Genomic DNA, 13,671 nt, shown 5'->3' on the forward strand with positions numbered 1-13,671 from the left:
ATTATTAATACAAAAAACGCTGGCTTTTGAAAAATGGCCAGCGTTTTTTTAAAGCTGAATTACGCGTTCGATTTTGATTTGTTCGAGGAAAATTTCATCGTGTGAAATAACGAGGATTGTTCCCTGATATTCATTCATGGCCGCAGTCAGAATTTCCAGGTTTTGTAAATCAAGATTATTGGTTGGTTCGTCGAGCACGATCATATCGGGCGACTGGCTGATAATGGAAACAGAACAAAGCATTAAGCGCATCTTTTCACCGCCACTTAATGCAGCACAGGGTTTATCCCAGAATTCCCTTGTAAAAAGAAAGCGGTTAAGTCTCACTTTCACTTCATGCTCCTGTAAAAAACCATCGTTGAATTGTTGAACCTGATCAAAAACGGAAAGTTCATTTCTGATCAATGAATAATCCTGATCAATATAAATAGATTTGAAATCTGCGCGTTCAATATTTCCGGTTTCAATTGCCAGCTGACCTAAAATCAGTTTAATTAAGGTTGTTTTACCTGAACCATTATTTCCCTTTATAGCAATGCGTTCGCCGCTTGTGATTTGAAAATCAAATGGTAATTCCCACAATTGCTGCTGACCATAATGGAAGTTGATCTGCATTGCGCTGAAGAGTATTTTTCCTTTGTGCAAACCGGAATTATCCAGGTCCATTTTCATTTTGTCAATTCCTGGCGAATCACGTCGCAATGCAGTTAGTTCCTGCGCAATCGCACCCACTTTCTCCGCATGAATTCCTTTGATCTTTGAAGTACTTTTTTCAGCATTATTTCTCAGCGTGTTCATCATGATCGTGGGCAAGCCGGCTTTTTCCTGCTTCTTTTTGCCGCGTGCATCAAGTTTTTGCTGCCGCGCCAAAGTCTCCTTTTCGGTCTCCTTTGCCTTTCGCAGTGCCTTTTCCCTGCTTTTCAGGTCTTGTGCCAGTGCCTCGCGTTCGACTGCCTTTTGTTGCTGGTAAAAATCGAAATTGCCTCCGTAGGTAGTTATCCCTTTTTTGCTCATTTCATAAATTATTTCAACCAGGTTGAGCAGAATTCGGTCGTGACTTGCGACCAGCATTGTTCCTGAATGCATTTGAACGAAATTGTAAAGCAGCTTTCTGCCTTCGGCATCGAGGTGATTACTTGGCTCGTCGAGCAGAATGATCTCAGGATTGTGGATCCGTATACCTGCGAGAAACACTTTTGTTTTTTGACCGCCACTTAGTTCGCCCATTTTTTGGTGCAGGCTTATCTCCGGCAATTTCCAGAGCTCAAACGCTTCACGGCAACGTTCTTCAATCGTCCAGTCGTCGGCCAGCAAAGTCAGGTTTTCTTCGCTTACATTTCCATGAAGTATTTGATTCAATGCATTTACTTTTTCGTAAATGCCGAGTGCTTCTGCAATGGATTGCGCATTGAATTGTCCGAATAGCTGAGGTATGTAATACGGTTTTGAATTGCATTTGATAGTACCGGATTCCGGTAATATCTGGCCTGCAATAATCTTGATTAATGTAGATTTTCCACCACCGTTATTTCCTATTAATGCAGCCTTATCGTGTGGGTGAATTGTGAGACTGATGTCGTGAAACAACATATCTCTATTGGGATGCGCATAAGCGACATCTTGAATAAAAAGCATAATTTCTTCCTTTTAAAGTAAATAATGGCAGACGCGAAATGCGAGGCTGCTTTGACTTTTTGTGAAAGAAATTTGCTCTTACATGGAAATGTGTGATGGATTTTGGAAGTGCAAAAATAAAGAAATCAATTTTTTACTTCCAAATAAAAACAGGAAACTCCATCTCATTTCTGAAATGGAGTTATCGAAAGGTTATTGTTAGATAAGGTTAAAAAGCTTGCTGATGCGGAACCTGCTGCATACACAAAGCTGGGGAATATCTGAGGTATAAGTAGCGCGTTCAGCGAAATGGAAAACACGGGCCGAAATGCGCTTTCCAGTTTAACTTGCTTAAAACCAGCTGAGGTAATTTATTTATTCACTTATTTCAATCCAGGTAGGAGCGTGGTCGCTCGACTTCTCCCAGCCACGCACATCTTTGTCGACTCCCGCCGAAATCAGCCTGTCTTTGAAGTGCGGACTCAGCAGGAAATGGTCGATCCGTAAGCCGGCATTGCGGCCAAATGCATTTCTGAAATAATCCCAGAATGTATAAATCTGCTCGTCCGGATGTAGTGTTCGGAGTGCGTCGGTCCATCCCTGATCAACAAGGGTTTTGAATGCAGCGCGGGTCTCAGGTCTGAAAAGCGCGTCGTCTCGCCAGCGCTCGGGTTTGTAAACATCCAGGTCAGTGGGCATTACATTGTAATCACCTGCCAGGATCACAGGCACATCGTGCGCCAGGAGCTCCGCTGCGTGTGCGATCAGATTGTTGAACCAGCGCAGTTTGTAGTCGAATTTCGGCCCGGGCGCAGGATTTCCGTTGGGCAAATAAAGGCAGCCGATCAGCATATTTTCGATGATCGCTTCGAGATACCGGCTGTGAGGATCTTCTTCTTCACCTGGCAGCTGGCGTCGTACTTCCTGTATTTCGAGGCCGCGGGTGAGAATAGCCACACCATTCCAGCTCTTTTGTCCGTGCCAGATTGCATTGTAACCTGCGTCCGCAATCGCCTTTTCGGGGAATTTCTCCTGTGGTGCTTTCAGCTCTTGCAGGCAGACGATATCCGGTGCCTGCTCTTCCAGCCAGCGGAGCAGTACAGGCAGGCGGCCGTTTACACCATTCACATTATAGGTTGCGATTTTCATCCTTTTTGATCAACTATTTAATTTAACCCTTCACAAAAACCAGGCCTCGCGGCAGCGACATTATTTTAGCTCCTGGCAAAACGCCAGCAAGCGGGAAAGGTCTTTCTCGTCCGTGTAGTTTACAGGATTTTCTTTCAGGTACCGCGTAATCTCGTCTTTGTGTTTTGGGAAAAGCTTGCTGATGCTGTTTTTGCCGGGGATCAGGAACCGGTCATTTGGATCCATGAAAAAGTAAAGGATCCTGTGCCCGAAAATGGCCTCAGTATCCATCTTCAATTTCCTTGCGCCGGGTGCCGCCTCATTGGAATAGGAGTTGTAAGTAGTTACAGATGAAGCAGTATAGGAAATGCCGTAAGGTCCGCCTTTTTCGTTACCGATCCTCGCAAGTACGTGCTTTTTGGCCAGCTTAATGACGCCGAAAGCAGCTACCATTTCGCAAAAACCATAATGTTTATCATTATAGAAAATCTTTCCCTGTACGTCGGCAACCTTCACGAGTTTCTGGTCGAGGAGTTCGAGGGTATCTTTCTGATTATTCAAAAAGAGCAAATTCCCACCCAGGTACGTGTAGTTCAGAAGCGCCTGCTCGGTTCTCCCGCCGTAAAAAAGGATTTTCCCGGGCTGAAATGAAGGAAACTGGTACTGCTCTGCAACAGGGATTACCCTGTTAGGATAGTCTCCGGCCTTCACCTTGAAGGTTTTCATGGTTTGTCCATGTGCGGCGAGCGGCAGCCAGCTGAGCACTGCGAGCAGACGAACTAATGTCGGGCGTAAATTCATTTGCATTGTGTTTAAGCGCCTGAAAATGGATCAATTTACATTGCCTATCTGATCAAAACCGATGCTGCGGGCAGCTCGTCCGCGCGGGCAAAAGCTGTCTTGTATTGTGCTTCCAGTTTGCTGAGTTCCTTCGTTTTCCCCTGGGCTGTCAGGCTCTGCTGCAAGCCTTTGAGCGACCAGCCATTCCCGGGATTTTTAGCCAGATCCTCACGGTACACCTGCTCTGCCTGAGCAGCTTTTCCTGATTTAAGCAGGTACTTGCCCAAAAACTGCCGGCTTGGAATGGGCCAGTCTTTGGGTTCCGTATAGATCAGGTTGTCTTCCAGCTTCACGGCAGCTTCGAGTGAGGCAATTGCGCTTGTTTTGTCTTTTTGTTCAAATAGCACCGTACCGGCGAGGATCCGTTCTGCAATGCGGGCAATCTCAACCGGTGAGTTGAAAGGAATGCGACGTTTGGTCAATGCAGGATCGTTGATATTGTCGCGCAGGATTGAAAGCTGTGCCGCGGCCGAGTCGGTTTTGCCGGTCTGGGTAAATGCAACTCCCTTCGCAAATGCAGACAGGATTTTCGAGAAGTTCCATTGCGGGTCAATGTAAGTGGTATCGCTCAGTATCTCGTTCCATTTTCCCATTCTGACCATCGCCATTTGTGGCAGCATGTATAAATATTGGTCGTAAGTGCCTTCGTGAGACGGCGCTACGGTTTTGCGGAGCCGCTGGGCGTAGCGGGCAGCATCTTTGTACATTCCACCCGTTAATGCGCAGTAGGTTTGCACCGCGAAATAGTGCGCAGAATGCTTGTTAAGCGACAGATGCTTGGCGAGTGCGTCGTAGTAAAGCAAGTTATCGTCTGCAACATTGTTCACCTCCACGCCTTTTGCATACAGCCCGTTGCGTTCGTACTCGTGACTCGCCATGTGCACCATATGAGCGACGCCCGGGGCTACATTTCGAAGCGTTTCAGCACTTGCCAGCGCTACCTCGGGGCGGCGGGAGGCTTCGGTCAGGTGAATGTGGTAATGCAGGGCAGCCGGGTGTTTGGGGCTTTCTTTCAGTACCTGCTCACATAGGCGGATCAGCTCCGGTGTCCACGATTTTGCACTCCCGTCCTTGTTCCAGAAGTCCCAGGCGTGGATCAGCATCATCGCATCGATATACAGGATTTTGTATTCTTTTTCGGCCGGATTTTGTGCTACAAGCTCTTTCAGGCTTTTCGCATAAGCCAGGTTCAGCTCGCGCCTGCGGGAATCGTCGGGCCCTTCGGAGTAGCGCGTGTTCATGCTTTTGATGAGAGCCTGGCCGGTTGCGTTCGCATTAGCGGCAGCCGCATTCATGCTGGCCAGTACTTTCGAGAGCTCAGCAGGTTTGGTATAGCTGTGCGCTGCATTGTAGTAAGGCCCCATAGCCAGAGCCTGTCCCCAGTAAGCCATCGCATTCTCAGGGTCGAGTCGGGCGGATTCGCGGAAGGAAGCCACCGCTTCCCGAAAATGGTAGCCGTAATACAGATTAAGTCCCTGATCGAAGAAAAACTGGGCGCTGTCATTTTCAGTGGCAACCGGAAAAGAATAGTTGCCCCAGCCGGGCATCGAGCCGATGAATTTTCCTTCTTCGTTCAAGCCTGCCGGGCCGGCGTAAGCGGGTCCGCAAACGGCTATGTCTTTTGCGCTTGTGACGTAGCCCGGTTCTGTTTCACGGAAATACATGAAGGCCGCAGCCCCGACGAAGGTAGCGCCTAATGCAGTTGTTAATAAAAAGGTTCTCATAGTCGATCTTTTTCTTCCTTTCCAAATAGCCTGTGCGTGCGAGAGTGAAGTTTATTCTGTAATATAATAATTAAAAGCTCACGCAGCTTTTTGCGGCAAGTCAGCCATTATTAAGTTTTGTGATAATACCTTAATTTTTTGCACGAAAGAAAGTCTTGGTATATTTTTATAAAATCGTAATATCACGCTAGTTCTATCAACTTCTTCTAAAACTTACCTTCATAATAGTTAAATGTACATAATGCAGCTTAACACTTTTATCGCTTGTCATGTACAACCCGTGTAGCCTGTATGATCAGCCACGATTTTAAGGAAATATTTAATGCCAGCCCGGTCCCGAGCCTGGTGATAGAAGCTGATGCGCCTTCGTTTACGATCACGGAGGTGAATGAGGCGTTTCTTCTGTTCAGCAGCAGAAGAAAGGAAGATCTGGTCGGCCGGAGCTTTTGTGGTGCTTTCGACGAGGTACTCTCCGGCCAGGCGAGTTTATCGCTGACAGTGTTGGAGCAGGTAGCCGCTACCGGCAGGTCAGGTGTCACACCTGTTATGCGGTACGTAACTCCGCCGGACGAGCAGGGCCAGGTATCCGAAGTATTTTACCAGTCCACCTGTACTGCCGTCTTCGGCGAAAATGGACAGGTAAAGTACATCCTGAAATCGGTTATGGATGTTACCGGGGATGCAAGTAAGACACGCAATCACGGGCTTGTGCTTGATATCAGTGAAACGCGGCGGCTGGAAGAAGTGGAACACCTGGAACGGACAGTTCTGGAAATCAATGCAGGAAAGAACTCTCAGCTGAATGAAGTACTGCTGTACTATGTGACAGGTATCGAAAAGATTTTCCCGGGAATGACCTGTTCTATCATGGGGATCAAAAACAGCAGGCTGCAAAACTGGGCGTCGCCTTCGCTGCCGGCAGAATACACTGACTCAATCGTAGATCTTGAAATTGGCCCGAAAGCGGGCTCCTGCGGTACTGCCGCATTTACAAAAAAAATGGTGGTGGTGGAAGATATTGCAACTGACCCGGTGTGGGCAGATTACAAAGAGCTGGCGCTTAGACATAACCTGCTTGCCTGCTGGTCGCATCCGATCATTCTCTCGGATGATACCGTGATTGCGACTTTTGCTGTGTACTATAACAATGTCAAAGCGCCGAATGAAGAAGAGCTCAAATTCGTTGCCAAAGCCGTGGCATTGCTTACAGTCATTCTTGAAAACCGCCGGAATGTTGACCTGATTGCCGACACTGCGCTGCTGATATCGCAGGGACAGGAGCTGGCGCGCTTTGGTACCTGGCAATGGGATCTTGATACGAATGTGGTAAGCTGGTCAGACACTTTGTACGCCATTTACGGTCTGCAAAAGGGTGAATACAATCCTAGTCTGGAAGGGTATCTTGCTTTGGTGCACCCGCTCGACAGGGAGCGCGTGCGGGCAGGACTCGAAAATGCAATGAAAAACAAGACTGACATCGAATTCGAAGAACGTATCATCCATGCCTCGGGTGAGGTAAGATACCTGAAAACTTGGAGCCGGTCGAAGCTTGATGACAATGGCCGCATTGTAAAAATGATCGGAGCGTGCCTGGATATTACCCAAAGCAAGAAAATACAGGAAGAACTGCTCGCCAGCGAATCACGTTTGCGCAGCCTGGTCGACGCGCAAACGAATTATGTGATCCGGACTGACCTGCTTGGAAACTATACCTATTACAACAGTAAGTACCGGGAGGATTTCAGGTGGTTTTACAATGATGAGAACTTCCTGGGCGTCAATTCGATCATGGTCGTAATGCATTATCACCGCCTCAGCGTGGTTGACGTGGTGAATAAATGCCTCCTCGAACCCGGTAAGATCTTTTCGGTAGAGCTGGATTACGTGCAGCAAAGCGATAAGCCCAGATCCGTGTTCTGGCATTTCACAGCATTGACCGACTCAGTTGGCGAACCTGTGGAGATCCAATGCATCGGGATTGATATTTCTGAACAAAAACAGGCTATTGACGAGCTACGGAAAAGCAACCAGCGGTACGAGCTGCTCAATATGGCAACGAACGACGCCATTTACGACTGGGACCTGGTAGCACAGCGTATTGAATGGGGAGGCGGGTTTTTCAGGCTGTTTGGTTTCGAGCTTGGTGACAAAGAGCCCGCTGGTGAATGGGCGCGGCATTTGCACCCGGAAGACCGTGCGGCTGTGGAGCAAAGCCTGGCATTGCAGCTTGCCGGACGCGGCCAGCGGTGGAGTGCTGAATACCGGTTCAGGCGGGCAGACGGCACTTACGCATTTGTTGAAGACATTGGGTATATCACCCGCAACCGGCGGGGCAAAGCAGTGAGAATGATCGGGGTAATGCGCGATATATCCCGGCAAAAGGAGGAAGAATATGAACTCAAATTGCTGGGATCGGTGATCACGAACACCAGCGACGCCGTATTGATCGCCAAGTCAGATCCGGGTGACGTTACGGGCTTGCAAATCCTGTACGTGAATGCAGCATTTACCAGGCTCACGGGCTATACTCCTGCTGATGTCGTGGGCAAGAGCCCGCTCGCATTGGAGGGATTCAGATCTTCCGAGAACGATTTCGAAAAGCTGCGGGATGCAGTTTCCAATCTCGAACAGCTGAAATCAGAGATTGTGTACTACGAGAAAGAGGGTAAGGGTTATTTCATCAGTTTGTCGCTTCACCCGGTTGTAGACGAGGCGGGGCAGCTTACACACTGGATTTCCATTGGCCGCGACGTCACCGAGAAGCGCCGGTATATCAGTGAGATTGAAGAGCGTAACCAGAAATTACAGCAGATTGCCTTTATGCAATCGCACGTGATCAGGGCTCCGCTGGCAAGATTGATGTCGCTGATCGATTTGATGAAAAATTACGAGAACTCGGCCGAGGAAACCAGTGAGCTGCTGGATCATGTACTTTCGTCCGCGCATGCATTGGATGAAATTATCAGGGATATCTCCGGCAAAACCGAGGAGATCAGATCTTAAAAGCCAAATTTGACACCAAGCGCAAGGTTAAGAATGTCGCCTGGCTTCAAAAAGCCGGTATTCTGTACGTAGCTGATCAGCAGCAGATCGTAGGTTCCGAGCTCGTAGTATAACTCCACCTGGCGCTTGCGCGTCCGGGGCGTCACGTCCCTTCCCACTTTTCCTCCGATGTATAAGCCGGGCCTGACAGACGTAGCCCACCAATAGTAGCCTTTGGGATAGTAACTCGGCCATTTCCAGTCAAACTGCGGGCCGAATGTGTAGCTGAGGTAAATGCCTGCTGAAAATGGTTTGATGTAGTAAGAATCGCGCAATGGGACCGACCACGGCGAGTAGGTGGTTTTACCCGTAATTGTAATTAATGCATCGCCACCGAATTCCTCCGGTAAGTACCCGAACAGGAAGTCTGTTTCAAGTGTACGGTTTTTGGAAATATAACCCGGACCGCCGGACAGGAAGCCGGTTCCACCTGCGAACTGCAATTTTACATGGTCTGGCAGAAACCAGTGTCTTTGGGGTTGGGACAGATCAGTGCTTTGGCCCGAGGCGTTAAGTTGTGCGAAAAGCAAGCAGAGGAGTAGTAATTTCTTCATAATTTCTAAAATTCAATTCTTTTGATATCGTGGCCGCCTTCCCATAGTTTGATCAGCAGATAACCTCTTGCTCCCATGCTCGTCGTCACCACATAGCGAACGCCGTCTTTGTAATATTCACCGTCTGCAAATGAATGCTGGTGACCATATAAGCTCATGTTGACGTTCGGATTATCGCCCAGCAACTTTGCAAACTCTGGTTCCAGCTTTTTGTCGAAATCATTGTCGTAAGGCGGCACGTGACCTATTACGATCATCTGTTTTTCTTCCGGATTGTCGGCCAGCTGTGTTCGCAGCCAGGGTAGGTTCGGCACTGTGCCGTCGAAAGCGTACTCCCTTGAGTTGGTGTTGATGAAAATGAACTTGTAGTTGCCGTAGCTGAAAGCGTAATTCAGCGGTCCGAACATTTTCCTATAAGCATCAGGCCCGTTTGCGATCACATCGTGGTTGCCGATGACGGTCATGTACGGGACATCGAGGCGCGACATAATGCGGTTGACCCATTTGAGTTCCTGCGCCAGTCCGAAGTCGGAAATGTCACCGGCGTGCAGCACAAAGGAGATACCTTTCTGGTTGTTCGCACTTTTGACGAACTCTTCCGACTCGTCGTACCAGCGTTGGGTGTCGCCCATTAAAATAAAGCTCAGCGTATCCTGGATGGGCGTGGCGTGGAGCCGGGCAATGTTTTTTTCGTTGAGGTTCGATTCCCCGTTCAGCAGCTTTACCTGGTTAGGGTTGTATAAAAACAGGCTGTCACAGGAAGAAAGGCTCAGTAGTAAGAAGAGCAGTAGTGGTTGAGCAATGCGGGCCAAAGTAGAGTTGTTTTGTCGGTGAGATGATGTGGATTATGTTGTACAAATATTTTAAACAAACTCTTTAAACAACCATTTAATTCCCGAAATTCTGCTTAATTGCTGAAATTTGGCATATTTAAGACGAAAAACCCCGAATGAAAATGTACTTTCCGCCGGTATGATTTTTGCACTGTTCCCGTTTTTACCTCACATATCAAAAATGAAGCGATGAAAATCAGAAACATAGTGGTATCCCTCGGTCTTGCATTGATTACCTTTTCGGCCTCGGCCCAGGCAGTGTCTAAAGACTCTATCAACCTCCTGAAAAACCAGAAGGAAGCGCTTGAACTGAGCAAGAAGTTGAACGATCGTAAGCTTGAACTGGCGAAGCTGGAAAACGAGCTGCAAAGCAAAACGGAAGAAGCCGCAAAGACCGCAGAAGCAGCAGAACGCTCAGTAGAACAAAACAGAAAAGCGGCAGACAGGCTTAGCGACGATCCGCAGGATAAACGCGCCGCAAAGCGGGCCAGCAAAAGCGCGAGTTCAGCGAACAGAGATGCAAAAAAAGCAAGAAGGGCGGCGGACAGCCTCGAAAAATTGAAAAGAAATATCGATAACCTGAGAAAGGATATCAGCCGGGATGAAGAAAAACTCGCGTCGCTGCCGGGTACCTCAGGAATGTAAAATGCAATTATGCAATGCGAAAGCGGGTCAGTTCTGGTCCCGCTTTTTTTGTGCGCAATGCCGTCGTAAACTCCACCTAAGAGTACGAAAATTATAATTTGGCTTTCCGTTCAAGTATATTTTTCTGCCATTCTTCCTTTTTGTGTGAAACAAAAATAGATTTACTAAACACTGTTTATTATATTCACGGCGTATTTCAGAGACTATGGCGATTAAGGAAAGGAAAGAGCGGGAAAAGCAGGATATGAGGAACCTGATCATCGATTCGGCAACTCAGTTGTTTCTGAAGCAAGGTTATGATAAGACGTCCATTCGTAACATTGCCGAGGATATTGAATATAGTCCCGCTACTATCTATCTGTATTTCAAGGATAAGGATGAGATTTTCTACATTATCCACGAGAACGCATTTGAGATACTCGACAAACTTTTGCGTCAGCACAATTCCGTCACCAACCCATTCGAACGGTTGCGTGAGCTAGGGAAAACTTATGTGGATTTTGCACTTGCAAACCCCGATTATTATGATCTCATGTTTGTAATGCGGGCTCCATTGGCCGAGATCAAGCAAAAGGAAAAATGGAGTGCAGGTGAATGTGCATTCGGATACCTGCTCGAAACCCTTGCAGAGTGCATTGAGCAAAAGCTGATCAGGCCTGTCGACAAGTTTGTGGCTGCTATGACAGTCTGGTCCTTTGTACACGGGCTCGTTTCACTCTACATCAGGGAAAGGATTTGTATCCTCGAAATGCAAGATGAAGATGTAAGAAAATTGATGAATGCATCCCTTGATCATTTTTTGAATCAATTGAAAACCTAAAAAATTTGCCCTCTTAATGAACACTGTTTAGTAAATAAACGATACTTAGTATGAACGTCAATTTTAAGGCGCCCTCGCGGCGGCTGTTACACTATGCTTTTGCCTTTTGCCTGATGATTTCCGCTGCAAATGCACAGGATGCGACCTTGCAGCAGTACATTGACCAGGCGTTGAAAAACAACCAGGGAGTAAGGCAGCAGGGCTTCTTACTGGAACAAAATCTCTATGCATTGAAGGAGGCTAAGACGCTTTTCCTGCCGGAAGTAAATCTGAATGCTTCCTACCTGGATTCGCGCGGCGGCCGCAAGATCAGTATCCCGATCGGCGACTTGCTGAACCCCGTCTACAATTCTCTGAACCAACTTACAAATACCTCGGCTTTCCCGCAGGTGGAGAATGTAAGCCAAACTTTCAATCCTAACAATTATTACGATGCCCGTTTCAGGACCTCGCTGCCTATTTACAATGCCGAAATCATTTATAGTTCGCGTATCAGAAAGGAGCGGATCAACTTGCAGCAGGCTGAACTGGATGTTTACAAAAGAGAGTTGGTGAAAGAAGTTAAGCTGGCTTACTACGCTTGTTTACAAGCAAATGAGTCGGTTTCTATCATTCAGAACGCTGTTTCGTTGGCCAGGGATAATCTGCGCTTTAATCAGGCTTTGGTGAAGAATGACAAAGCGATCAGGACAGTGGTAAGCCGGTCTGAAAACGAGCTGATCGGCCTGGAAGCGAGGCTGGAAGATGCCAAAAACCAGTCTGTGAATGCGGTTGCCTATTTCAACTTCCTGCTGAACAACCCGCTGGACAGTCCGGTCAATTTGTCAAAGCCGGAAGAGAGTAGCCTCGTGGCGGATATGCCTGCGGGCGGAAAGCGGGAAGAGCTGGTCAAGCTGGAATCTCTTTCCAAAATCAATGCGCTGTCTGTTCAGCTTGCAAAGTCGGCCGCATTGCCAAAACTGTCGACGTTTATCGACCTGGGTTCGCAAGGTGACTTCCTGCGTTTCAACAATGATACCCGCTATTATCTGTTTGGCGTCACGCTCGACTGGCGCGTTTTTGCGGCCAACCGGGTGCAATACCGAACCAGGCAGGCAGAAATGGAGGTGAAAGCAGCGGGTGCGCAGCTTGATCAGGCGGAGCAGCAACTGTTGTTACAAACACAAACTGCGACCAACCGGCTTCGCTCTGCATTGCAGATTTATCAGGCTTCGAAGAGCCAAACCGCATTATCTCAGCAGTACTACAATGATCAGCAAAAGCTGTATCGGGAGGGGCAGCTTCTGTATATCGAGCTGCTCGACGCACAGAACAGGCTGGTCAGCGATCAGATGCAGCAGAGCATTTCTTATCTCAATGTACAAACCCGCGCCGCAGAGCTGGAACGCGCAAAGGCAAGCTATGTATTTCAAAACTAAAATGTCATGAAAACAACTACTCAGGTTACACTACCGACTTTACTATTTGCTTCGCTGCTTTTGCTGGCAGGATGCAGGGAAGAGAAAAAGCAGGAACAAACCGACAATACCATTCCTGTAAAGATCGTCAGTCCGGCTTCTCTGAGCCAGGCGCAGGCTGTTGAAACATCGGGATTGCTTGCTTCGGACAGTGAGGCGCGGCTGTCGTTCAAAGTGAGTGGCATTATCAGTTCTATTTCGGTCAAAGAGGGCGACAGGGTCCGCAAAGGGCAGGTACTTGCGACTTTAAACACCACCGAGATCCAGGCGCAGGTAAACCAGGCCGAAGAGAACTTCCTGAAAGCGAAACGGGATGCGCAACGCGTACAGAACCTCTACCGCGACAGTGTAAATACCAAAGAACAGCTGGAAAACAGCCAGACCGCATTGATTCTCTCAGAAAAGCAGCTCGACATCGCAAGGTTCAACTTGTCGCAAACCCGCATTGTATCGAATGCAGACGGCGTCGTGATCCGCAAGCTGCAAAATGCAGGCGAGCAGGTGCAGGGCGGTACTCCTGTTTTGTACATCAGCAGTACTGCAAATAAAGACTGGGTAGTCAAATGCGGACTGACGGATAAAGACTGGGCGCGGCTCAAAGGTGGAGAAAAAGCAGAGGTCACATTTGATGCTTACAAGCAGACTTTCAGCGGCAGAGTCAGTGCCATGGGGCAGGGGAGTGAGGCGGGATCGGGTTTGTATCAGGTTGAAATAAAACTCGATAAGTCCGTATTGAAGCTTGCAAACGGTCTTTTTGCCAAGGTAAGTATTTACCCGAACGAAAAAACGGATATGATCTCACTGCCGGTGGACGCATTGATCGAAGGGGAAAGTGACAGTGCATTCGTGTTTGTGGCGGAACGCGATAAAGCCGCCAGAAAGCAGGTGAAAATCGCCTATCTGGAAGGTAACAAAGCCTACATTGTGTCTGGGATCGAAGCAGGGGCCAAGGTGATCAGGGAAGGCTCAGCTTACCTCACCGACGGATCAGCAATTAAGATTATTCAGTAAACA

General features: G+C 48.0%; 11 protein-coding genes. 5 read left to right on the plus strand and 6 right to left on the minus strand.

Annotation, left to right across the window (positions count from 1 at the left end):
- Positions 1-48: 48 nt before the first annotated feature.
- From Q369_RS0110940 to Q369_RS0110955, 4 genes are all read right to left on the minus strand, one after another.
- The gene (locus Q369_RS0110940) at positions 49-1,635 is read right to left on the minus strand and encodes an ABC-F family ATP-binding cassette domain-containing protein (protein WP_031527846.1); all 1,587 of its coding nucleotides are present in this window, start codon (positions 1,633-1,635) and stop codon (positions 49-51) included.
- A 354-nt stretch (positions 1,636-1,989) separates the two neighbouring features.
- Entirely contained in the window at positions 1,990-2,763 is a 774-nt protein-coding gene (xth, locus tag Q369_RS0110945) for an exodeoxyribonuclease III (RefSeq protein WP_031527847.1), read from the minus strand.
- Between the two features lie 60 nt (positions 2,764-2,823).
- Positions 2,824-3,543 carry a hypothetical protein gene (locus Q369_RS0110950; RefSeq protein ID WP_031527848.1) on the minus strand — a complete coding sequence of 240 codons (720 nt, stop codon included), beginning with the start codon at positions 3,541-3,543 and terminating at the stop codon, positions 2,824-2,826.
- A gap of 44 nt (positions 3,544-3,587) precedes the next feature.
- A complete protein-coding gene (locus Q369_RS0110955; RefSeq protein ID WP_031527849.1) occupies positions 3,588-5,306 on the minus strand; it encodes a tetratricopeptide repeat protein in 1,719 nt (572 codons plus the stop codon).
- A gap of 264 nt (positions 5,307-5,570) precedes the next feature.
- On the opposite strand from Q369_RS0110955, the gene Q369_RS0110960 reads away from it, so the two are divergent.
- On the plus strand, positions 5,571-8,309 hold the full coding sequence (locus tag Q369_RS0110960) for a PAS domain-containing protein (RefSeq protein WP_157488151.1): 2,739 nt from the start codon (positions 5,571-5,573) through the stop codon (positions 8,307-8,309).
- On the opposite strand, the gene Q369_RS0110965 is transcribed toward Q369_RS0110960, so the two are convergent.
- Both Q369_RS0110965 and Q369_RS0110970 read right to left on the minus strand, forming a co-directional pair.
- Complete coding sequence (locus tag Q369_RS0110965) at positions 8,306-8,902, minus strand: hypothetical protein (RefSeq protein WP_031527851.1); 597 nt, start codon at positions 8,900-8,902, stop codon at positions 8,306-8,308. The two genes, Q369_RS0110960 and Q369_RS0110965, sit on opposite strands and share 4 nt — an antisense overlap.
- Positions 8,903-8,907: 5 nt before the next feature.
- Positions 8,908-9,714, minus strand: a complete 807-nt coding sequence (locus tag Q369_RS0110970) for a metallophosphoesterase family protein (RefSeq protein WP_157488153.1) — start codon at positions 9,712-9,714, stop codon at positions 8,908-8,910.
- A gap of 210 nt (positions 9,715-9,924) precedes the next feature.
- On the opposite strand from Q369_RS0110970, the gene Q369_RS0110975 reads away from it, so the two are divergent.
- From Q369_RS0110975 to Q369_RS0110990, 4 genes are all read left to right on the plus strand, one after another.
- Positions 9,925-10,380 carry a hypothetical protein gene (locus tag Q369_RS0110975; protein WP_035333320.1) on the plus strand — a complete coding sequence of 152 codons (456 nt, stop codon included), beginning with the start codon at positions 9,925-9,927 and terminating at the stop codon, positions 10,378-10,380.
- Between the two features lie 205 nt (positions 10,381-10,585).
- A complete protein-coding gene (locus Q369_RS0110980; RefSeq protein WP_031527854.1) occupies positions 10,586-11,200 on the plus strand; it encodes a TetR/AcrR family transcriptional regulator in 615 nt (204 codons plus the stop codon).
- Between the two features lie 50 nt (positions 11,201-11,250).
- Positions 11,251-12,618, plus strand: coding sequence for a TolC family protein (locus Q369_RS0110985; protein WP_229206806.1), 1,368 nt, complete (start codon positions 11,251-11,253; stop codon positions 12,616-12,618).
- Positions 12,619-12,624: 6 nt separating this feature from the next.
- Positions 12,625-13,668 (plus strand): efflux RND transporter periplasmic adaptor subunit, encoded by a 1,044-nt coding sequence (locus Q369_RS0110990; RefSeq protein WP_031527856.1) that lies wholly within the window; start codon positions 12,625-12,627, stop codon positions 13,666-13,668.
- The last annotated feature ends 3 nt before the right edge of the window (positions 13,669-13,671 follow it).

Source organism: Dyadobacter crusticola DSM 16708, assembly GCF_000701505.1.
In the GTDB taxonomy this organism is placed as follows: domain Bacteria; phylum Bacteroidota; class Bacteroidia; order Cytophagales; family Spirosomataceae; genus Dyadobacter; species Dyadobacter crusticola.

Coding starts and splice junctions, on each gene's coding strand:
- Q369_RS0110940 (WP_031527846.1), bottom strand. CDS start 1,635: ATGCTTTTTATTCAAGATGTCGCTTATGCGCATCCCAATAGAGATATG.
- Q369_RS0110975 (WP_035333320.1), top strand. CDS start 9,925: ATGAAAATCAGAAACATAGTGGTATCCCTCGGTCTTGCATTGATTACC.
- Q369_RS0110955 (WP_031527849.1), bottom strand. CDS start 5,306: ATGAGAACCTTTTTATTAACAACTGCATTAGGCGCTACCTTCGTCGGG.
- Q369_RS0110980 (WP_031527854.1), top strand. CDS start 10,586: ATGGCGATTAAGGAAAGGAAAGAGCGGGAAAAGCAGGATATGAGGAAC.
- xth (WP_031527847.1), bottom strand. CDS start 2,763: ATGAAAATCGCAACCTATAATGTGAATGGTGTAAACGGCCGCCTGCCT.
- Q369_RS0110990 (WP_031527856.1), top strand. CDS start 12,625: ATGAAAACAACTACTCAGGTTACACTACCGACTTTACTATTTGCTTCG.
- Q369_RS0110950 (WP_031527848.1), bottom strand. CDS start 3,543: ATGAATTTACGCCCGACATTAGTTCGTCTGCTCGCAGTGCTCAGCTGG.
- Q369_RS0110965 (WP_031527851.1), bottom strand. CDS start 8,902: ATGAAGAAATTACTACTCCTCTGCTTGCTTTTCGCACAACTTAACGCC.
- Q369_RS0110985 (WP_229206806.1), top strand. CDS start 11,251: ATGAACGTCAATTTTAAGGCGCCCTCGCGGCGGCTGTTACACTATGCT.